This is a genomic window from Mycobacterium montefiorense (assembly GCF_003112775.1).
GTDB lineage: Bacteria > Actinomycetota > Actinomycetes > Mycobacteriales > Mycobacteriaceae > Mycobacterium > Mycobacterium montefiorense.
Genome location: NZ_BFCH01000036.1, coordinates 383812 through 403822, shown reverse-complemented (window position 1 = coordinate 403822; position 20011 = coordinate 383812). Strand labels below are relative to the sequence as shown.

Sequence of the window (20011 nt, the reverse complement as noted above, 5' to 3'; positions counted from 1 at the left end):
GTCGCCGCGCGACCGCCTGGCTACGCCGGCGCGACCGGGGGCTCGCCGAGCGCCCGGGTGAAGCCGTCCGGCACCAGAATGTCGTCCGGGCTCAAGTCGTGGACCGAGGCGTGCCCCAGACCCATCAGCGCCGAGTCGATACCGCCGCGCAAGACGTCGAGCACGTTTTCGACGCCGGCTTGACCATTCGCGGCGAGGCCCCACAGATAGGCACGGCCGATCATCACCGCCCGTGCTCCCAAGGCCACCGCCTTCACGACGTCGCTACCGCGCCGGATGCCGCCGTCCAGCAACACTTCGACCTGATCGCCCACCGCCGCCACCACCGCGGGCAGCGCACGAATCGACGCGGGCGTTCCGTCCAGGTTGTTGCCACCGTGGTTCGACACCGATATCGCCGAAACACCGGCATCTACAGCCCTTTTCGCGTCGTCGACGCGCATGACGCCCTTGAGCATGAATGGCCCGCCCCAGAGCTCTCGCAGCCAGGCAATGTCTTCCCATGTCGGCGGCGGCGTGCCCATCCACTCGCCGTAGGCGGCAAAGAAGGGCGGGCCGAGCTCGCCGCGGCGAGCCTGGTTCGGCACCCGCAGGTCCGGTGGCCGCAGCGTCTTGCCGAACTTCCACAACCACCGCGGCTTGAAGATCGCCTCCGGGGACAACCGCAGGATGGTCCGCAGGTTCATCTCTTCGGGAATCTTGGGGCTGCCCCAGTCGCGTCCGTGCGAGAAAGACCAGTCGGTGGTGACGATCAAACCAACCGCGCCGGCCGCCCGCGCCCGCTCCACCCGCTGCGCGATCGCCTCGCGCCCGCCCAGCCAGTACACCTGGAAGAACAGCTTGGAGTTTGCGGCGATGACTTCCTCGATCGGCTTGCTGGCGAACGAGGACAAGCCCATCGCCGCTCCTCGCGCCGCAGCAGCCCGCGCGACGGCGACCTCGCCGTCCGGGTCGACGGCCTGGACGCCGGTCGGCGAAATCAAGACCGGCATGGAAATATCTTGTCCCATAACGGTAGTCGACAAATCGCGCTTTTCCTGGGCGCCCACGACATGGGGCGCAAAACCGAGCTCTCCGAAGGCTTCGACGTTGTCGGAGACGGTAATTCCCTTTTCGCTGGCCGCAACCAATGCTGCATAAACGGATTTCGGCAGCCGGCGCTTTGCGCGCTGCTGAGCGATCGCTACGGTTTCAAACCACTCCTCAGCCATGGCTAGACCGGGCTTTCGTTGCAGAGCCGCGCCGGTGGTTGCTGCGGGGGTCGCACGGACAGCGTCAGCGGCACCGGCTGGCGCACCTTTTGTCCGCGTGAATGATCGGCGCGCGGGCGCGGCGTCTCCCGGTCACGGGCCAGCACCGACGCGCTGTGCCCCTGGACGCACTCGGGATCAGGCCCGTCCATCGGCAGGCCGGTAAAGAACTTGGCCGCCATGCAGCCGCCGCGGCAGCTGTCGTAGTGCCCGCAACTGCCACACGCGCCCGCCGACTGCGGCTCGCGCAGCTCACGGAATAGTGGAGCGTTCTTCCAGACGTTGTCAAAGCCGCTGTCGGACAGGATATTTCCGGCCAGGAAGCGGTCGTGGATGGCAAACGGGCAGGCATACACGTCGCCGACCGGGTCGATCAAGCACACCACGCGGCCGGCGCCGCACATGTTCAGGCCGGACAGCGCTCCGGAGGAGCCGAGCGGGGCCAGATGAAAGAAGGAGTCGCCGGTGAGCACCCCATCCCCCTTGGCGACGAGCCAGTCATAGAGCTGAACCTGCTGCGCCGCAGTCGGGTGCAGGTCTTCCCAGACGTCTGCGCCACGCCCCGAGGGCCGCAATCGAGTGATCCGCAGCGTCGCCCCGTAACGGCTTGCCAGAGCGGCGAATTCGTCGAGCTGGTCGACGTTGTGCCGGGTGACCACGACGGAGATCTTGGCGTCTTTGAATCCGGCCGCGGCCAGGTTTTCCAGCGCGCGCACCGCCATGGCGAACGATCCGGGACCCCGGACGGCATCGTTGACCTCGGCGGTCGCGCCGTCCAGCGAGATTTGCACATCGACGTAGTCGCTGGCGGCCAGCCGCCCGGCGACCTCCGGTGTGATGCGGACCCCGTTGGTCGAGAACTTCACTCCGACGTGGTGCTCGGTGGCGTAGTCCACTAGCTCCCAAAAGTCCGGGCGCACAGTGGGTTCCCCGCCACCGATGTTCACGTAGAACACCTGCATGCGTTCCAGCTCGTCGATGATGTCCATGCACTGGCGGGTGGACAGCTCGCGTGGGTCGCGCTTACCCGAGGAGGAAAGGCAGTGCACGCAGGCCAGGTTGCAGGCGTACGTGAGCTCCCACGTCAGGCAGATGGGCGCGTCCAGCCCATGTTCGAATTGCTCGATGAGCCGTGGTACGGCCGCTGTTGTCATTGGTGATCCTCCTGGGGCACCAGCATGCGGGAATCGACCAGCACACCCAACGCGTGCAAGTAGGGCGCCTGCTCGGAGTCGTCGACACCCTGGGCGCGTAGCGCCGACCGGATGTCGGGATGGTCGGCCAGCGATCGCACCACCGCAAGGATGGTGCGGTTCTTCAGGAAAGACAGCTTGCGGGTGCCGAAGTGATAGAGCAGCGCGCCAAACGGTTCCGGTCGAACCGCGACCTGAGGGTGCAATCGCCAACCGCGATCAGGATCGAAGCGGCTTTGCGCCGCCCGAGCCCGCGCGGGCGCCGGCACGGTCAGTAGACCCCGCACATTCCGTCGATGGACACCTCTTCAACCAGAGTCTCGGTGACGAGCTCGGCGTCGGTCTGGGTCTCGCGGTCCATATGAAGTGCCTCTCCTACGGTCTCGACAACGATGGTCGATCTTGTCAGAATCGTCGTCAGAATATGGCATCGAGTGCCGAAATGGAAGGGGCGGGTCTGATGCTTCCGGAGTCGCGGGTAGGCCGGCGCCGCTCGACGACACCACACGACATCACCGACGTCGCCATCGAGTTATTCACCGCGCGGGGATTTGCCGAGGTAAGCGTCGACGATGTCGCACAGGCTGCCGGGATCTCGCGGCGCACGCTGTTCCGCTACTACGCGTCCAAGAACGCCATCTTGTGGGGTGAGTTCGACACCCATCTCGCACACCTTCGGGAACTGCTCGACATGGTCGGCCCGCGAGTTCCGCTGGGTGAGGCGCTTCGGACGGCACTGTTGGCGTTCAACACCTTTGACGACTCCGAGACCGTCCAGCATCGCCAGCGGATGCGGGTCATCCTGCAGACCGCCGAACTGCAGGCGTATTCGATGACGATGTACGCCGGCTGGCGTGAGGTGATTGCGGAGTTCGTCGCCCGGCGCTCGGGCGCCAAGACGAGCGACTTGGGGCCCCAGACCGTCGCATGGACGCTGCTCGGTGTCGCACTTTCGGCCTACGAGCATTGGCTGGGCGACGAATCCGTCCCGTTGCCGGTGGCTCTCGGCAACGCCTTCGACGTCGTCGGCGCCGGGCTGGAAAGGCTGAAGCCGTGACCGCCAACACCGGGCATCTGCTGCACACCTTGCGATCGCAGGGGCGGTTCTGCGGCGCGTCCGGGTCCAGGATGTATGACGACCTGTTCGAGCTGGTGGCCTCCGATGTCGAAGCCGGCGGCATCTTCGCGTCGATTCTCTCCGGCCACGAAGACGACCCGTCGCGCGAGGCGGTGCCACTGCGCCTGCTGGGTGGTTTGCACCGGTTGGTGCTCGGCGACCGGGCGCCGGCATTGCGCCAGTGGTATCCCAGCACCGGCGGCACCTGGGATGCCGGCAGCGCGTGGCCCGCGATCAAGGCCGTCGCGTTCGACCATGCCGACTCGCTGCGCGCGGCGCTCGGTCATCCGCCGCAAACCAACGAGGTGGGTCGATCTGCCGCACTGATCGGCGCGCTGCTGCGCATCAATCACGAAATCGGATTCCCGGTACGGCTTTTCGAGATCGGATCCAGCGCCGGGCTGAACCTGCGGGCCGACAAATACCGCTATCGCTACGGCAGCGGGCAGTGGGGACCGAGCGACTCGCCGGTACTGATCGACCACGCGTGGCAGGGGCAGTTGCCACCCACCGGTTCGGTACAGATCGTGGAACGGCGCGGGTACGACATCGCGCCCGTCGATGTCACCGTCGCCGACGGGGAGATCACCGCGTCGAGCTATGTCTGGCCCGATCAGGTCGCCCGGCTGCAGCGGTTGCGGGGCGCCATCGCGATCGCCCGCAAGGTACCGGCACAACTGGTGCGGCTCAGCGCCGCCGACGCGGTCGCCGGCTTGACACTGGCCGAGGGCGCGTTGACCGTGCTGTGGCATTCGGTCATCTGGCAGTACCTGTCCGAGAACGAACGCACGGCCGTGCGCGCTCACGTCAGTTCGCTGGGTGCACGCGCCGATGCCCGCTCGCCCTTTGCGCATTTGACGATGGAGCCCGCTCGCGACGGCCCAGGCGCTGCACTGAAGTTCTTGGTGCGCGCGCGTCGCTGGCCGCGCGGCGAACTTGTCGTGCTGGGTGAATGCCATGCGCATGGCCCACCCGTGAACTGGCAATAGCCACAATCTGGAAAATTTTTCGCTCACAACCCGTCGGAGTTTGCATTGCCGCGGCGACGATAAGGGTGTGGGCGCCGAAACGGATCATCAATCCGACGCTCGACGCGCGCTTTTGACGCTCTACGACGAGGCGTTGCCGGCGGTCTACGGCTATTTCGTCCGACGCTGTGGCGATCGCGGGGCGGCGGAGGACCTGACGTCGGAGACGTTCCTCGCCGCGATGGACGCCGCGCGCAAAGCCGAGCCGCCGCCGATGTCGCTTGCGTGGTTACTCGGCGTGGCACGACACAAATTGGCCGACCACTACCGGCGCGGTCCGGACCGGCTCAGCGTGCCGATGGCCGAACTGCCGGAGCCGGTCGACACGGCCGACGACTGGGATACCGAACTGGACCGCATGGTCGCCGAAGCCGTGCTGGCCCGACTGGCTGAGCCGCACCGCACCGTGCTGGTGCTGCGCTATATGGACGACTGCAGCGTCGGCGAATGTGCCGAGCTGATCGGGCGCACGGTGCACGCTACCGAAGCCTTGCTGGTGCGGGCGCGCCGCGCGTTCAAGAAGCAGTATCCGGAGGGAGGCATGTCATGAACCCGCGCGACCATAGCGACCCGCTCAGCGTGCTGCACGCCAATGACCTTCCGGTTCAACCCGATCCGGATTTTGCCGCGCGGCTGCGCCGGCAATTGGAATCCGCACTATCCCTACCGGAAGGAGTTGTCATGAGCGGCACCACCAGTGCCATCGCCGAACTGGCCGAACCCGCTACGCCGCGTGCACCGCGGCCGGCGGCACTGCCCTACCTGAGCGTGGCGAACGCACGTGCGGCCATCGCTTGGTACGCCGATGCGTTCGGCGCCGTCGTAATCGGCGATCCCATCGTCATGGACGACGGGCGCATTGGGCACGCCGAGATCGCGATGGCCGACGGCGTGCTGTATCTGGCCGACGAATACCCTGAATATGGCTTGAAAGCGCCTGCACTGCATGCTGTTTCGGTCAGCCTGATGCTGCAGGTCGCGGACACCGAAGCCGCCCTGCAGCAAGCTCGCAAACACGGCGCCACCGTCGAGCGGGAGATCTACGAAAACTACGGAACGCGCAACGCGACCATCGTCGATCCATTCGGGCACCGCTGGATGTTGTCCGGGCCGACGGCGGTGCCCATTGCCGGCATTCGGCACGGCGACATCGGATACGTCTCGGTCTGGACCCCGGACGCCGACCGCGCGGCCGCCTTCTACGGACATGTGCTGGGCTGGACCTACGACCCCGCATCGCATCGGGTGACGAATACCGACCTCCCGACCGGAATCTTTGCCACCGCGCAACCCGCCACCTTGTTCTGCTGCTATGCCGTCGACGACCTTCAGGTTGCTCGCGACGCGATAGCCGAGGCCGGCGGCGTCCCGGGCGAGATCCGGCAGACCGAGTACGGCATCCTGCTCGATGCCACCGATCCGCAGGGCGCGGCGTTCGCGGTTCACCAGCCCACCGCGGGTCGAAAGCGCCCGGAAGTCAACGGCTCTGGGCCCGGCGAGCTGTCCTACGTCACCTACCAGGTACCGGATTCGGCCGAATTCCGCGATTTCTATGGCCGGCTGTTGGGCTGGAGCTTCGAGCCCGGCCGCGTGGCCGACGGCTGGCAGGTGGTAGGCACGCATCCGATGGCCGGCGCTGCCGGTGGCAGCGAGCGTCCCAGCACCGTGCCGATGTGGACAGTGGCCGACATCGACGCGGCGGTCACGCGGGTCCGCGAGGCCGGCGGCACCGTGGTTGCCGATCCCGCCCGCCAGCCCTACGGCATGACCGCCGAGTGCACCGACAACCAAGGCGCGCGGTTCTACCTAGGGCAGCTCTAAGTACCGGTGAAGGTCATCGGGTCGTGCAGCACCCGGGTGCCGTCATGCAGCGCCTCGATCGCCACCATGTGTTCGGGTTCCAGAGTGAAGTCGAAGACATCGAGGTTCTGCGCGACGCGCTCAGGCTTGGAAGACCGCGAGACGACGACGTTGTTCAATTGCAGGTTCCAGCGGACCAGCACCTGCGCGGGTGAGCGACCGTACTGCGCGGCGATCGACGTGACAATCTGTTCGTCGATCAACCTGCCGACGCCCAGCGGGCTGTAGGACTGGGTGACAACGTCGTGTTCGGCGTGGGTTTGCCGCAAGTCGGCCTGGTTCAGACGCGGATGCAGCTCGATTTGGTTGACAGCCGGCACCTCGGATGTCTGTTCGATGATCATCGAGAGATGGTCCTCGGTGAAGTTCGAAACTCCGATCGAGCGGACATGACCCTGCTCTTTGGACTGGATCATGCCTTCGAAACTCTCCACGAACTTGCCCAGCGCCGGCGCGGGCCAGTGGATCAGATACAGGTCGAGGTAATCCAGCCCCAGCCGGTCCAGGCTTGCGTGGCAGGCGGCTTGGGCGGTTTCGAAGCCCTGATTCGACGTGCCCAGCTTTGTGGTGACGAACAGTTCGTCGCGACCAAGTCCCGATTTGGCGATCGCCCGGCCGACGGCGCCCTCGTTGCCGTAAGCGGCAGCGGTGTCAATCAATCGGCAGCCGGCTTCCAACGCAGCGGTGACCGAACGTTCCGCTTCAGCGTCCGACAACTTGGCGACACCGAGCCCGAGCACCGGCATCTTCGCGTCGTCGTTCAGAGTGATCGTCGGGATTTTCGGCGTACTGCATACGTCGTCAATAACGGTCATTCGTCGTCACCTGCCTGCCATATTGCTTGTCATCTCTGTGGAGACCGGGCCGGCAGCAGCCGTTGAGCCGGACTTCGTTGTCCACAACCCGCGAATCTCCAAGAGGCCGAGCTCATCTGAATTTCACGAGGTCCACCGACACCGATCGCCTTCGAAAGCTAGTCGAATTGGCCAGCTTGCGCCCAATCGCCGCGGCACGGCATGTCGGCGCGGCAAAAGCATTGAGACAGTATGAGTCACCGCCCGCCAGCACAGACCAACTTATGAGCATCTTTCGGCTATCGGTGTGACATCGAATACACCGCTTGGCAAATCGCCTTGTTCGCATTCAAACGTAGCGATCTCGTGAGGTGCATCACCACCGAATACTATTTGCCGCGCACGGTCGCATTGGCACGAAATACGTTGTGCAACAGCACAATTACCAGTCATTGCGGTGGGCGGGAGAAATATCCGCACAACGGCCGGGCGCAAAGCGGAATCCGGCAGCCTCTATGCTCGGGGAGCCGAACACACGCCCAGACTCTGGAAGCGAGGCATGCCGCCGGATGAAGACCTACGACGATCTATTCAAAATTGCTTGCGATGCAACACAAATCGGTGCGATAACACTCGAGACGTCGAATCCGGACGCTGTGCATCACAAGGGTGACCGCGATCTGGTGACCGATATCGATCTTGCGATTCAACGCGACATCGACGACTACCTGCGCAAAGCCACACCCGACATCCCGCTGCTTGCCGAGGAATCGCCCGCGCAACCCGATATCGAGACCGCGGAATGGCTCTGGGTGCTGGACCCCATCGACGGAACGTCGAATTTCGTGCATGGGCTACCGCTGTGCTCGGTCTCGCTGGCCTTGATGTACCGCGGCGCCACCGTCGTCGCCGTCACCCACGCGCCGTTGCTTGGCCGCAGGTATCACGCCATCCAGAATCAGGGCGCCTTCCTCAACGGTGAGCCGATCGACGTCAGCGGCTCCACCCGCCTCGCCGAGGCAATCGTGTCTCTCGGCGACTACGCCGTCGGCCACGATGCTGCCGCGCTCAACGAGCCCCGGCTCGCGCTCACCGCCGAGCTGGTGCCTCGCGTGGAACGCATTCGGATGGTCGGCGCCGCGACTCTCGATCTCGCGTTCGTCGCCGAGGGAGCGCTGGACGCCTGCGTCATGATGTCCAACAAGCCATGGGACACCGCCGCGGGAACGCTGATCGCCCGTGAAGCCGGAGCGCATGTCGTCGACGCGCAAGGCAATCCGCACACCCACCGCTCCGCCTCGACGATCGCCACCGCGCCGGGCATCGCCCGCGAACTCACGACGGTCGTCGAAACCGCTTGCGCCCCCGGTATTCTGCAGGCGACAACCGCAACCTGATCTCTAGGTCAGCGCCTCGGGGTTGGCGATCCGAATCGGCGTTCCGTCCAGCCAAGACACCACGGCTTCGATGCTGTCCGAGTAGAAGGCGTTCAGCATTTCGCGGGTGACGTACCCCAGGTGGGGGGACAACGTCACATTCGGCAGGCGGCGCAGCGGATGGTCCGAGGGGGGCGGTTCGGCGTCGAAGACGTCGAGTCCGGCTGCGGCGATGCGTCCGCTTTGCAGCGCCGCGATCAGCGCTGCCTCGTCGACGATCGGGCCCCGCGACGTGTTGACCAAGTAGGCGTGCGGCTTCATCAGAGCCAGTTCGGGTTCGCCGACCAAACCTCTCGTCCGTTCGGAGAGCACCAGGTGGATCGAGACCACATCGGAGGATTCGAACAAGGCCGCTTTCTCGACCCGGCGCGCGCCAACCGCGATCGCGGCCTCCTCTGTGAGATTCTGGCTCCACGCAACGACTTCCATGCCAAACACGCCTCCGTATTCGGCCATCCGCTTGCCCGTCCTGCCCAGACCCAGCAACCCAAGTGTCTTACCGGCAAGCGTCACGCCGACGCTGCTCTGCCACCCACCATCGCGCATCCGCCGATGCTCTTCGGCCAGATTGCGCACCGTCGCGATCAGCAGGCCCCAGGCGAGCTCGGGGGTGGAATCGCGCAGGGCCCGGTACCGGGGGTTGGCGAAATCCGAATGGGCAACCAGCACACCGTGTTCGCTGGCCGCGGCCATGTCCAAATTCGGCAGGCTCATGCCCACGATCGTGATCAGCTTCAAGTTGGGTAGTCGCTCGATCAGCGTGCGCGGCAACGCCATACGTTCGCGCAGGGTACAGATCACGTCGAACGGCTGCAGAACGTCCGCCGCTTCCGCTTCGGACAAATGCCGGTCGAAGACGGTGATCTCGGATCGGCTCTGCACTGAAGACCAGTCGGCGAGCTCGAGTGCCATGTCGGCGTAGTCGTCGAGTATCGCCACCCGGGGCATGGCCGTCAGCCTAGCAGCTCCGAAATGGGTGTTGCGGCAGCGATTTTGCCGCGAGCCTTCATGGCCTTGCCCGGCAGGCCGCCGCCGACCACGCCCACCACTACCCCGTCACGCTCGTAGTAGGCTAAGAACTTTCGTCCGTCGTCCTCGACCAGATGCACGATGTCGGTGGCCTCCGGCTCCCCCAGGCACTGGATCTTGACGTCGTACTGGTCGCTCCAGAAGTACGGAACGACCGTGATCGAAGGCACCTCTTGGCCGAGCATCGCGGGCACCACAACCCGGGCCTGATCTGCAACGTTGCTCCAATGCTCCACGCGTGCTTGATGTCCCGTCGCATCGCGCCAGGAGGCAACGTCACCGAGCGCCCACACGTTGGGCGCACTCGTTCGCCCGGCCTCGTCGCAGATGACACCGTTGTCGACGTCGACGCCGCTGCCCTGCAGCCACTCGGTGGCCGGCCGTGATCCGATCCCGACGACAACGAGGTCTGTCACCAGCTCGCTGCCATCGGTCAGCAAGACCGTCTCCACGTGCCGCTGGCCGCGTACCTCGGCAACACCGATACCGGTGCGCACATCGACACCCTCGCCGCGATGCAACCGCGTCACCAATTCACCGATCTGTTCGCCGAGCACCGAGGCCAACGGCGTCGGCTGCGGCTCCACCAGCACGACCTCAACCCCCAGACCGCGTAAGCTCGCCGCGACCTCGCAGCCGATGAAACCGGCGCCGACCACCACCGCGCGCTGCGCCTCGGACGCGTGCTCGCGCAGCGCCACACTCTCGTCGAACGACCGCAGCACGCGGATGCCGTCGAGATCCGGGAACGCTGGAATGCGCCGCGGCACCAATCCGGTCGCTATCACCAGCTCGTCGTAGCCAAGCGACGTGCCGTCGGACAGAGTCAGCGTCTGCGCGGCGGTGTCCAAGCTGGTGGCCGCCGCACCCAGCCGCAGCGTGATGTTGTTCTCGTCGTAGAACTCACGCGGCTTGAGGGCGACGTCATCGACCTCTTTGCGCAGCACTTCCTTGGACAGCGGCGGCCGGTCGTAGGGCAGATGCACCTCGTCGCTGACGATCGTGACGGGCCCGGTGTACTCCGACCGGCGCAATTGCTCGGCCGTGCGGGCAGCAGCGAGCCCTCCCCCGACGATCACGATTCCGTTATTGCTCACGTGGAGTTCATAGCACGCGCGGCGGTCAGTACTTTAGGGCACCCTTATCAACGGGGATCTGCATGCCCGTCACCGTGCCCGAGCCGTCGCCGGCCAACCAGGCGACAACGTCGGAAACCTCTTCGGGGGCCATGAATCCCTTGTACTGCATCGGCATTGGCGGGAAGCTGTGCACGAAGCGGGGATGCTTGGCGAAGATCTCCATCATCGCTTCCGGTTCGATCATCGGGGTGTCGATCGAGTAGGGGTGGATGGAGTTGACCCGGATGTTGTATTCGCCGAGCTCGATAGCCAGGGTGTTGGTCAGTGCGGTCAATCCGAATTTGCTGGCCGCGTAGTGGCCGTTGCCGGGCGTGGCCTTGATACCGGCCGACGAGCTCACGACCACGATGGATCCACCGTTGCCGGCCTCGATCATCACGGGTATCGCGGCGCGCAGGGTGCGCCAGGTGCCGGTCAAATTGACCCCGATGACGGTGTCCCACTGCTCGTCGCTGAGTTCCCAGACCCGGCCCCAGCCCAGCACTCCGGCGTTGGCCACCAGAATGTCGAGCCGGCCGAACTGCTCAACGCCGTCGGCCACCAGCTGCCGCACCGCGGGGTCGTCGCGAATGTCCACCTCGCGGGCCAGCACCTTGCGGCCCTGCGCCTCCACCAAGCGGACGGTCTCGTTGAGGTCCTCGGGTGTGGCCGGCGTGTAGGTAATGGTGCTCGACGCCGACGCGCAGATGTCGAGCGCGATGATGTCGGCGCCCTCGGCGGCCAGCCGTACCGCGTGTGCGCGCCCTTGCGCGCGGGCGGCACCGGTAACGAATGCCACCCGTCCTTGCAGTGATCCTTCACGTCCCGCCACAGCACGCCCCTTTCGCCGGCCTCTCGCCGAATCACAGGCTAGCAGCGGAACTGAAACGTGTTCTAACTCGGCTAGATGACCGGGAGGGTTCAGATCTCCGAGATGATCTGGGTCCGGCGCGCGTTGTACTCGTCATCGGTCAAAGCGCCACTGGCGCGCAACGTCTCGAGCTGCTGGAGCCGCTCACCGATCGACGTCTGAGGGGTTGTGCCGACCGGCGCCGCCCCGGCCGGGGCTCCTTGCGCCGCGGGGGCCTGCTGCGCCGCGCGGCGCACCACCGCCTGGATCTGCTGACGCAGTGCCGGGTTTGACCGGATGTCGACCATCCGGTTGAGCGCAATGTTGTTGTCCTTGAGGATCTGCAGGATCTCCATCAACGGCCCGGCTTGCCCACTCAGGTCGTAGGTCCGGTTGTCCTCGGCGACCGTGAACTGCGCGGGCATCAGCCCGTTGACCAAAGCGCTTCGCTCCCAGTCGATTTGGTATTGCTGCGTGGTGGGGTCGACTAGTACCACGAGCTTGCGCGCGGTGAGATTGCCTAACCTGGTCACGTTGGCGATGACCCGGTCCTGACTGTCGAACGCCGTGAACCCCGGTCCGGCAATGTGCAAATCGACCTTGACTAGCGGCTGTTCGTTGATTCGGGTACCCGTCTCGGCGAGCCCGGTGATCTGCGCGAGCGCCAGCACCCCGTGTTGCTCCAGCAACGCTGATTTGGCCGCCGACTTCGCGCCGTAGTTGGTGAGCGCGAGCGCGATGAGGACGTCGGCCACAGTGATGAGCAGGCCGACATAGAACATCCACTGCAGCAGGCTGCCCAGACCGAGAGTGAAGTAGACGACCAGAAAGATCGGCCCGACCAAACCGCCGCACAGCAAAACTATTAACTGCGTCTTGAGATAGCGCGCCAACACGTGAGTCTCCTCGCCTTGCCGGGAAGTTCGTGTCAGATTAGCGCTGTCGCGTGCGCCTTAGGTGCAAACCGCATCCGGGCATCCGCCCCGCCAGTCAGCGCGACGGTGTAGGCGGGCGGCTCTTGGGAGAGGCCGGCGGGGGCGGCGTGGCCGGACCGGTCGACGGTGTCGGCATCGCCGTCGGCAGCATGGTGGCCGAAGTGAGTTCTGCGCTTGCCACAGCCGCCGGGGCGGTCGAGGCGGTCAGCGGGCCGGACACGTCCGGTGCAGCTGCCGTGGCCGCGGCTGCCGCCGCGGCGGTCGCCGCCACCGGTGCATAAGCCGGTGTCTGCGCGTTCGAAGCCCCTCCCGAGGCTCCCTGGGCCGCGGATCCCGCCGGCGCGGCTGCCACCGAGGTGGTCGCGGCCATCGGAGCGATCGGCGCCGTTGCCGGCGCAGCCGCCGTCGCTGACACGGCCGCCGGCACCGCGGCACCGGGCTGCATCGCAGCACCCACCGGTACCCCAGACGCCAAGGCACTTGCTTGTGCCGCGGCTCCGATGACCGGCTGCTGGGCGCCTAGCGCGTGGCCGGAGGCATTGGCCGCGCCCAGCACGGCCTGCGGCGCGATATCCAGGGGTGCGGCGTTGGCGACCTCGGCACTCGCATATTCCGTCGCACCACCGCTCATAAGCTGCACAAACTGCTGATGGAACAGCACCGCCTGGGAGCTGATCGCTTGATAGGCGGCGGCGTGCGCGCCGAACAGTCGCGAAATGCTCGTCGACACCGCGTCGGCGCCAGCTGCCTCAACGGCCGAGGTCACGCCCGACGCTGTCGAGTTGGCGTACTCGATGGCGGACCCGATTTTTGCCAAGTCAGATGCGGCAGACGCCACATACTCCGGCGTCGCATTCACGAACGACATCCGAACCTCCTGGCCAGACGGCGACGGTCAAATACCCCAACCGTCAATTACTGACATCGAGATAGCTTACCGGAATTTTGCCCGCCATTTATGCCGGTTCTTCGCAGCCGAAATGCGCAAAGGCCGAACCGCCGAAATCGGCAATCCGGGCCTTGCGCTGCGGTAGAGCTAGTTGATGATCTTGACGACCCGGCCGGCGCCGACGGTGCGGCCACCCTCGCGGATCGCGAAGCGCAGACCGTCGTCCATGGCGACGGGCTGAATCAGCTTCACCGAGATGTTGGTGTTATCACCGGGCATCACCATTTCGGTGCCCTCCGGCAGTGTCACCACACCGGTCACGTCGGTGGTGCGGAAGTAGAACTGCGGACGGTAGTTGTTGAAGAACGGCGTGTGCCGGCCGCCCTCGTCCTTGGACAGGATGTAGACGCTGCCCTCGAACTCGGTGTGCGGCGTGGTGGTGCCGGGCTTGACCACAACCTGGCCGCGCTCGACGTCTTCCCGCTTGATACCACGCAGCAACAGCCCGACGTTGTCGCCGGCCTGCCCCTGGTCGAGCAGCTTGCGGAACATCTCCACACCGGTGACCGTGGTCTTGGTGCTGGTCGGCTTGATGCCGACGATCTCGACTTCCTCGTTCACGTTGACCACACCGCGCTCGACACGACCGGTGACCACGGTGCCACGACCGGTGATCGTGAAGACGTCCTCGACGGGCATCAGGAACGGACGGTCGGTCTCGCGAACCGGGTCCGGAATCGACTCGTCGACCGCATCCATCAGCTCTTCGACGGACTTGACCCACTTCTCGTCGCCCTCGAGTGCCTTGAGCGCCGAGACCCGGATAACCGGAGCCTCCTCGTCGAATTCCTGGGCGGCCAGCAGTTCGCGGACCTCCAGCTCGACGAGCTCGAGCAGCTCCTCGTCGTCCACCATGTCGGCCTTGTTCAGGGCGACCAGGATGTAGGGCACACCCACCTGACGGGCGAGCAGCACGTGCTCACGCGTCTGCGGCATCGGGCCGTCGGTGGCGGCCACCACCAGGATCGCGCCGTCCATCTGAGCCGCGCCGGTGATCATGTTCTTGATGTAGTCGGCGTGACCCGGGGCGTCCACGTGGGCGTAGTGGCGCTTCTCGGTCTGGTACTCCACGTGGGAGATGTTGATCGTGATACCGCGCTGACGCTCCTCGGGCGCGTTGTCGATCTGGTCGAAGGCGCGCGACTCGTTGAGGTTCGGGTACTTGTCATGCAGAACTTTGGTGATCGCCGCGGTGAGTGTGGTCTTGCCGTGGTCAACGTGACCGATGGTCCCGATGTTGACGTGCGGCTTCGTCCGCTCGAACTTCGCCTTCGCCACTTCTGTGTCCTCCTGGACTTGTTGGTGCTTTGGTTAAAGCAGTGTTGATGTTGTTGTAAGTGCCGCGGTGGTAACCGGGCCAGGTTACTCCGAGCTGATATTCACTCGCCCGTCGCCTTCGCGATGATCTCCTTCGAGACGTTCGCTGGGACTTCGGCATACGAGTCGAACACCATGGAGTAGTTCGCCCGGCCTTGAGTCTTGGACCGCAGGTCCCCGACATAGCCGAACATCTCCGACAGCGGCACGTGCGCCCTGACGACGCGCGCACCAGACCGCTCCTCCATGGCCTGAATCTGGCCACGGCGGGAGTTCAGGTCGCCGATCACGTCACCCATGTAGTCCTCGGGTGTGGTCACTTCGACCGCCATAATCGGCTCCAGGATCACCGGCTGGGCTTGGTGCGCAGCCTTTTTCAGCACCTGCGAACCTGCGATCTTGAAGGCCATTTCCGACGAGTCCACCTCGTGGTAGGCACCGTCGAGCAAGATGACCTTCACATTCACCAGCGGATAACCGGCCAGCACGCCGTACTGCATCGCGTCCTGGGCCCCGGCATCCACCGACGGGATGTACTCACGCGGGATACGGCCACCGGTGACCTTGTTCTCGAATTCGTAGGTGGCACCATCCTCGCCGTGGAACGGCTCGAGGCTGATAAGCACCTTCGCGAACTGGCCCGAGCCACCCGTCTGCTTCTTGTGGGTGAACTCGACCTTCTCCACGGTCCGCTTGATGGTTTCCTTGTAGGCAACCTGCGGCTTACCGACGTTGGCTTCAACCTTGAACTCGCGGCGCATCCGGTCGACCAGGATGTCCAGGTGCAGCTCGCCCATGCCACCGATCACGGTCTGGCCGGTCTCGGCGTCCTGGTGCACCTTGAACGTCGGGTCTTCTTCGGCCAGCTTCTGAATCGACAGGCTCAGCTTTTCCTGGTCGCTCTTGGTCTTCGGCTCAATGGCCACCTCGATGACGGGATCGGGGAAGGTCATCGATTCGAGCACGATCTGGTCGTTCGGGTCGCTCAGGGTGTCACCGGTGGTGGTGTCCTTCAAGCCGATCACCGCGTAGATGTGTCCCGCCGACGCCGTCTCCACCGGGTTTTCCTTGTTGGAGTGCATCTGGAACAGCTTGCCCAGCCGCTCCTTTTTGCCCTTGGTGGCGTTGATGACCTGGCTGCCGGAGTCGACCTTGCCCGAGTACACCCGGACGTAGGTGAGCTTGCCGAAGAACGGGTGCGTGGCGACCTTGAACGCCAGCGCGGAGAACGGCTCGTCGGTCGACGGCTTGCGGGTGATCTCGACATCTTCCTTGCCCGGCGCGTGGCCGACGGCCGGCGGCACGTCCAGCGGCGAGGGCAGGTAGTCGATGACCGCGTCCAGCATCGGCTGCACGCCCTTGTTCTTGAACGCGCTACCGCACAACACCAGGTAGGCCGTAGAGCTGATGGTCAGCTTGCGCAGCGCGCCCTTGATCTCGGCGACCGACAGCTCCTCGCCCCCGAAATACTTCTCCAGCAGCGCCTCGTCGGTTTCCGCGACAGCCTCGAGCAGCTTGGTGCGGTACTCGTCGGCCTTCTCCTGAAATTCGGCGGGGATGTCGATGGTCTCGTAGGTCTCGCCGAGCTTGGTCTCGCCGCGCCAGACCTTGGCCTTCATCTCGACCAGGTCGACGACGCCCTCGAAGTCACCCTCGGAACCGACGGGCAGCTGGATCGGGATGACGTTGGCGCCCAGCCGGTCTTCCATGGTCTTGACCGAGAAGTAGAAGTCGGCACCGATCTTGTCCATCTTGTTGACGAAGCAGATGCGCGGGACGTCGTACTTGTCGGCCTGACGCCAGACCTGCTCGGACTGTGGCTCGACACCTTCCTTGCCGTCGAAGACGGCTACGGCACCGTCGAGTACGCGCAGGCTGCGCTCCACCTCGACGGTGAAGTCGACGTGGCCGGGGGTGTCGATGATGTTGATCTGGTTGTCATTCCAGAAGCAGGTGGTGGCAGCGGAGGTGATGGTGATTCCGCGCTCTTGCTCCTGCTCCATCCAGTCCATCGTGGCGGCGCCGTCGTGGACCTCACCGATCTTGTAGCTGATACCGGTGTAGTAGAGGATGCGCTCGGTCGTCGTCGTCTTGCCCGCGTCGATGTGCGCCATGATGCCGATGTTGCGGACCTTGGTCAGGTCGGTCAGCACGTCCTTCTGTGCCACAGAAGTCTTCCCACTCTTTCGATTGCGTAGTTAGTTCGCTGTCGGTTTACGCCCGGCATCTTCGCTGATGTCGCCACCTTCGCAGCTCTGGGAGCCGCGCATTGCTCTACCAGCGATAGTGGGCAAAGGCGCGGTTAGCCTCGGCCATCTTGTGCGTGTCCTCACGCCGCTTGACGGCAGCACCCAGGCCATTGCTGGCGTCCAGGATCTCGTTCGCCAGGCGCTCGATCATCGTCTTCTCGCGACGTTGCTTGGAGAAGCTGACCAGCCAACGCAGTGCCAGCGTCACCGAGCGTTCCGGACGCACTTCGACCGGGACCTGGTAAGTCGCACCACCGACGCGGCGGCTGCGCACCTCAAGGGCGGGCTTGACGTTGTCCATGGCGCGCTTCAGCGTGATTACGGGATCCGTGCCGGTCTTGTCGCGAGCTTGCTCGAGCGCACCGTAAACAATGCGTTCGGCCAGGGATTTCTTCCCGTCCAGCAAGACTTTGTTGACGAGCTGCGTTACCAGCTGCGACCCGTAGACCGGATCATTGACCAGCGGACGCTTCGGCGCGGGCCCCTTGCGCGGCATTAGCTCTTCTCCTTCTTGGCGCCGTAACGGCTGCGAGCCTGCTTGCGGTTCTTGACACCCTGGGTGTCCAGCGAGCCGCGGATGATCTTGTACCGCACACCGGGCAGGTCCTTCACACGACCACCGCGCACCAGCACCATCGAGTGCTCCTGCAGGTTGTGGCCCTCGCCGGGGATGTAGGCAGTGACCTCGACCTGGCTAGTCAGCTTCACGCGCGCGACCTTCCGAAGCGCCGAGTTCGGCTTCTTCGGGGTGGTGGTGTACACGCGCGTGCATACGCCACGGCGCTGCGGGCTGCCTTTCAGGGCCGCGGTCTTGACCTTGGCGATCTTGTCGCGGCGACCCTTGCGGACCAGCTGCTGAATGGTTGGCATCTACCGGCTTTCTGTGTTTCGTTCGGTGTCAAGTCTCTGTACTGCAGTTATGCCCTGCCGCACTACCCCGCGGCCGGGTGTGTCGCACCCGCTCGGCACCGGATTCATCCGATGCGTGGTGGACATGCGAATTCGCCCGGCATCCACTTCCTTACGTCAGGCGCCGTAAGCCGCCAGGCACGAGCCACCACAATACCCGCCGCTGGTCTGGCAGGTCAAAGCGCCAGCTGCACCCAAACCGCTCACCTCGGCGCGCGTGTCCAGTCGGCAGCTATTTCGGTACGGGACCGTCCGGCGCGCTGCGCTTGTCCATGCCTGTCGCCAGCCTCAACACCATCTCGGTGAACAGCGCATCCGTGTCGATATCGTCCATGACACCGGTCATTTCGAGCAAGACGAACCCGTGCAACGCCGACCAGAATTCCAGTGCGGCGAAAAATGCCTCTTCGCCATCAAGACCGTAAGAGGACAACACGGCGATCACGGGTGCGGCCGCCCCTCGGGTCGCCGCGGTGTACTCGGGGTCGTCGCCGCCCAGCGGCATCCGGGTGAAGGCCGAGTACCGCCCCGGGTGGTGGTGGGCATAACTGCGGTAGGCGCCGGCCATCACCAGCACCGCGTCGTCGCGGAAGCGGCCCTCACCGACCCGATTCAGCATCATGATGATGTCGTCGATGACCCGGATCCGAACCGCGCGACGCAGGTCTTCCAGACTGTCTACGTGGTTGTAGAGCGACGGCCCCTTGGTACCCAGCTGAGTCGCCAGCGCGTTGATGGTCAGGGAGTCCCAGCCCTCCCGGTCCAGGAACGTCAGCGCGCCATCGACGATGCCGTCGCGGCTCAGCTTGCCGTGCCGGGATCCGGACCTGCCGGCACGCAGGCGCCCACCCGCCGACGGCTGTTCCGGGTGAACTGCCATGGCGATCGCCCTTCGATTGCGGTGAATTGGTGAAGGTCAACTAATGACTCTAGTTGACGGAGTCGCCAATCTACCCGGGCGGATCCGGGGCGGGTCGCAGTTGGCCGCGACGAAAATTATTTGCCATCAATCAGGCAAATACACGTAGGCTCAATCCAGCAGATTCCCGTCAGAGACATACCCAGCGAAGGGGGCAGCGGTGCTTTGGAGAACCGTCGCCGGGTCGCTTGCAACATGTGTCATCACAATCGCCGCCACGCCCTCCGCTTTGACGCCGGTCGCGCAGGCCAAGAACGGCGACACCCACGTCATTGGACAGGGCCTCCAGCAGACACTGGACTGCAATGACGCGACCCTGATCGTCAACGGCAGTGGGAACTACGTCAACGCGATGGGCAACTGCTGGGCGGTGACGGTGATGGGCTCGGGCAACACCATCATCGCGGACTCGGTCACGCACGACATCACGGTGTACGGCTACGACCAGACCGTCTTCTATCACACTGGCGCGCCGATCCTTTGGGACCGCGGCCGCGAACTGGGAATGGTTAATCGGCTGCAGCAGGTGCCTGCCTGAGGCTCAGCGACTGCCGTTGCCGCACCGAGGAGGGGAATATGCGCGTCCACATCACTGACCGATCGTCGCGGCTCGCGGCACTCGCTCTGGCGCCGGCGGCCGCGGCTGTGGTGCTGTCCGGTTGCAGCTCGACAGCCAACCCGCCCGGGGGCCCCAGCACGACAACCACAACGACAACGAAGACCAGCGCGGCCGCACCGACGACCGGGACGAGCGGCGAAAGCACCACCGCTTCCGTCGAGATCGGGAACACGCTGAACTACGGATCGATGGGGACCACGAGCACGCTGGACTGCGCCACCGGCAAGTCCCTGAATGTCGCCGGCTCCAACAACACTCTGACCGTCACCGGCTCCTGCGTGACGGTGAGCATCGGCGGCGCGAACAACAAGATCACCATCGACAAGGTCGAAACCCGAATCACGGTGCTGGGCTTGGACAACACCATCACCTACAAGGACGGCGACCCGAAGGTGGACAACCTCGGCTCGGGCAACACCATCAATAAGGCCAGCTGACC

Annotated in this window: 22 protein-coding genes; 7 read left to right on the top strand and 15 right to left on the bottom strand. The window is 64.9% G+C overall.

Features of this window, described 5'->3' with window-relative positions:
• Positions 1–20 precede the first annotated feature (20 nt).
• Genes mftD through mftA form a run of 4 tightly spaced genes read right to left on the bottom strand, consistent with a single transcriptional unit; the run spans position 21 to position 2804 of the window.
• A complete protein-coding gene (mftD, locus tag DB708_RS25725) occupies positions 21–1211 on the bottom strand; it encodes a pre-mycofactocin synthase MftD (protein WP_108926258.1) in 1191 nt (396 codons plus the stop codon).
• 2 nt (positions 1212–1213) lie between these two features.
• Positions 1214–2404, bottom strand: a complete 1191-nt coding sequence (gene mftC, locus DB708_RS25720; RefSeq protein WP_108926257.1) for a mycofactocin radical SAM maturase — start codon at positions 2402–2404, stop codon at positions 1214–1216.
• Positions 2401–2730, bottom strand: coding sequence for a mycofactocin biosynthesis chaperone MftB (gene mftB / locus DB708_RS25715; RefSeq protein WP_201263620.1), 330 nt, complete (start codon positions 2728–2730; stop codon positions 2401–2403). Before mftB ends, mftC begins: the two co-directional genes overlap by 4 nt.
• On the bottom strand, positions 2715–2804 hold the full coding sequence (mftA, locus tag DB708_RS25710; RefSeq protein ID WP_108926255.1) for a mycofactocin precursor MftA: 90 nt from the start codon (positions 2802–2804) through the stop codon (positions 2715–2717). The genes mftB and mftA overlap by 16 nt, the downstream gene beginning before the upstream one ends.
• A 99-nt stretch (positions 2805–2903) precedes the next feature.
• Here mftA and mftR point away from each other — a divergent pair, with 99 nt between their 5' ends.
• The 4 genes from mftR to DB708_RS25690 all read left to right on the top strand — a co-directional run bounded on the left by mftR (position 2904) and on the right by DB708_RS25690 (position 6409).
• A complete protein-coding gene (gene mftR / locus DB708_RS25705; RefSeq protein WP_108926310.1) occupies positions 2904–3500 on the top strand; it encodes a mycofactocin system transcriptional regulator in 597 nt (198 codons plus the stop codon).
• Complete coding sequence (locus DB708_RS25700; protein ID WP_108926254.1) at positions 3497–4549, top strand: DUF2332 domain-containing protein; 1053 nt, start codon at positions 3497–3499, stop codon at positions 4547–4549. Before mftR ends, DB708_RS25700 begins: the two co-directional genes overlap by 4 nt.
• A gap of 67 nt (positions 4550–4616) precedes the next feature.
• Positions 4617–5138, top strand: a complete 522-nt coding sequence (locus tag DB708_RS25695; protein ID WP_108926253.1) for an RNA polymerase sigma factor — start codon at positions 4617–4619, stop codon at positions 5136–5138.
• On the top strand, positions 5135–6409 hold the full coding sequence (locus tag DB708_RS25690; protein WP_108926252.1) for a VOC family protein: 1275 nt from the start codon (positions 5135–5137) through the stop codon (positions 6407–6409). Before DB708_RS25695 ends, DB708_RS25690 begins: the two co-directional genes overlap by 4 nt.
• Here the strand turns inward: DB708_RS25690 and DB708_RS25685 are convergent.
• A complete protein-coding gene (locus DB708_RS25685) occupies positions 6406–7263 on the bottom strand; it encodes an aldo/keto reductase (RefSeq protein WP_108926251.1) in 858 nt (285 codons plus the stop codon). The genes DB708_RS25690 and DB708_RS25685 overlap by 4 nt on opposite strands.
• A 548-nt stretch (positions 7264–7811) precedes the next feature.
• On the opposite strand from DB708_RS25685, the gene DB708_RS25680 reads away from it, so the two are divergent.
• Complete coding sequence (locus tag DB708_RS25680) at positions 7812–8639, top strand: inositol monophosphatase family protein (protein ID WP_108926250.1); 828 nt, start codon at positions 7812–7814, stop codon at positions 8637–8639.
• Between the two features lie 3 nt (positions 8640–8642).
• Here DB708_RS25680 and DB708_RS25675 read toward each other — a convergent pair whose 3' ends face one another.
• The 10 genes from DB708_RS25675 to DB708_RS25630 form a co-directional block, all read right to left on the bottom strand.
• The gene (locus DB708_RS25675; RefSeq protein ID WP_108926249.1) at positions 8643–9626 is read right to left on the bottom strand and encodes a D-2-hydroxyacid dehydrogenase family protein; all 984 of its coding nucleotides are present in this window, start codon (positions 9624–9626) and stop codon (positions 8643–8645) included.
• Positions 9627–9631: 5 nt separating this feature from the next.
• Entirely contained in the window at positions 9632–10804 is a 1173-nt protein-coding gene (locus DB708_RS25670; protein WP_108926248.1) for an NAD(P)/FAD-dependent oxidoreductase, read from the bottom strand.
• A gap of 25 nt (positions 10805–10829) precedes the next feature.
• On the bottom strand, positions 10830–11657 hold the full coding sequence (locus DB708_RS25665; protein WP_108926247.1) for a mycofactocin-coupled SDR family oxidoreductase: 828 nt from the start codon (positions 11655–11657) through the stop codon (positions 10830–10832).
• Positions 11658–11746: 89 nt separating this feature from the next.
• Positions 11747–12571, bottom strand: coding sequence for an SHOCT domain-containing protein (locus DB708_RS25660; RefSeq protein WP_108926246.1), 825 nt, complete (start codon positions 12569–12571; stop codon positions 11747–11749).
• 94 nt (positions 12572–12665) lie between these two features.
• Positions 12666–13478 carry a PE family protein gene (locus DB708_RS27115; RefSeq protein ID WP_133251056.1) on the bottom strand — a complete coding sequence of 271 codons (813 nt, stop codon included), beginning with the start codon at positions 13476–13478 and terminating at the stop codon, positions 12666–12668.
• Between the two features lie 168 nt (positions 13479–13646).
• Positions 13647–14837 carry an elongation factor Tu gene (gene tuf, locus DB708_RS25650; RefSeq protein WP_077086305.1) on the bottom strand — a complete coding sequence of 397 codons (1191 nt, stop codon included), beginning with the start codon at positions 14835–14837 and terminating at the stop codon, positions 13647–13649.
• Between the two features lie 101 nt (positions 14838–14938).
• Positions 14939–17044, bottom strand: a complete 2106-nt coding sequence (gene fusA, locus DB708_RS25645; protein ID WP_108926245.1) for an elongation factor G — start codon at positions 17042–17044, stop codon at positions 14939–14941.
• A 106-nt stretch (positions 17045–17150) separates the two neighbouring features.
• A complete protein-coding gene (rpsG, locus tag DB708_RS25640) occupies positions 17151–17621 on the bottom strand; it encodes a 30S ribosomal protein S7 (RefSeq protein ID WP_108926244.1) in 471 nt (156 codons plus the stop codon).
• Positions 17621–17995, bottom strand: coding sequence for a 30S ribosomal protein S12 (gene rpsL / locus DB708_RS25635; protein ID WP_007167812.1), 375 nt, complete (start codon positions 17993–17995; stop codon positions 17621–17623). The genes rpsG and rpsL overlap by 1 nt, the downstream gene beginning before the upstream one ends.
• A gap of 271 nt (positions 17996–18266) precedes the next feature.
• Entirely contained in the window at positions 18267–18914 is a 648-nt protein-coding gene (locus DB708_RS25630) for a TetR/AcrR family transcriptional regulator (protein WP_235616940.1), read from the bottom strand.
• Between the two features lie 199 nt (positions 18915–19113).
• On the opposite strand from DB708_RS25630, the gene DB708_RS25625 reads away from it, so the two are divergent.
• A complete protein-coding gene (locus DB708_RS25625) occupies positions 19114–19491 on the top strand; it encodes a DUF3060 domain-containing protein (protein ID WP_108926243.1) in 378 nt (125 codons plus the stop codon).
• Positions 19492–19529: 38 nt separating this feature from the next.
• On the top strand, positions 19530–20009 hold the full coding sequence (locus DB708_RS25620) for a DUF3060 domain-containing protein (RefSeq protein WP_108926242.1): 480 nt from the start codon (positions 19530–19532) through the stop codon (positions 20007–20009).
• Positions 20010–20011: the final 2 nt, after the last annotated feature.

Coding starts and splice junctions, on each gene's coding strand:
- DB708_RS25620 (WP_108926242.1), top strand. CDS start 19,530: ATGCGCGTCCACATCACTGACCGATCGTCGCGGCTCGCGGCACTCGCT.
- mftR (WP_108926310.1), top strand. CDS start 2,904: ATGCTTCCGGAGTCGCGGGTAGGCCGGCGCCGCTCGACGACACCACAC.
- rpsG (WP_108926244.1), bottom strand. CDS start 17,621: ATGCCGCGCAAGGGGCCCGCGCCGAAGCGTCCGCTGGTCAATGATCCG.
- mftA (WP_108926255.1), bottom strand. CDS start 2,804: ATGGACCGCGAGACCCAGACCGACGCCGAGCTCGTCACCGAGACTCTG.
- DB708_RS25675 (WP_108926249.1), bottom strand. CDS start 9,626: ATGCCCCGGGTGGCGATACTCGACGACTACGCCGACATGGCACTCGAG.
- mftC (WP_108926257.1), bottom strand. CDS start 2,404: ATGACAACAGCGGCCGTACCACGGCTCATCGAGCAATTCGAACATGGG.
- DB708_RS25630 (WP_235616940.1), bottom strand. CDS start 18,914: ATGGCAGTTCACCCGGAACAGCCGTCGGCGGGTGGGCGCCTGCGTGCC.
- DB708_RS27115 (WP_133251056.1), bottom strand. CDS start 13,478: ATGTCGTTCGTGAATGCGACGCCGGAGTATGTGGCGTCTGCCGCATCT.
- DB708_RS25690 (WP_108926252.1), top strand. CDS start 5,135: ATGAACCCGCGCGACCATAGCGACCCGCTCAGCGTGCTGCACGCCAAT.
- rpsL (WP_007167812.1), bottom strand. CDS start 17,995: ATGCCAACCATTCAGCAGCTGGTCCGCAAGGGTCGCCGCGACAAGATC.
- mftD (WP_108926258.1), bottom strand. CDS start 1,211: ATGGCTGAGGAGTGGTTTGAAACCGTAGCGATCGCTCAGCAGCGCGCA.
- DB708_RS25685 (WP_108926251.1), bottom strand. CDS start 7,263: ATGACCGTTATTGACGACGTATGCAGTACGCCGAAAATCCCGACGATC.
- DB708_RS25680 (WP_108926250.1), top strand. CDS start 7,812: ATGAAGACCTACGACGATCTATTCAAAATTGCTTGCGATGCAACACAA.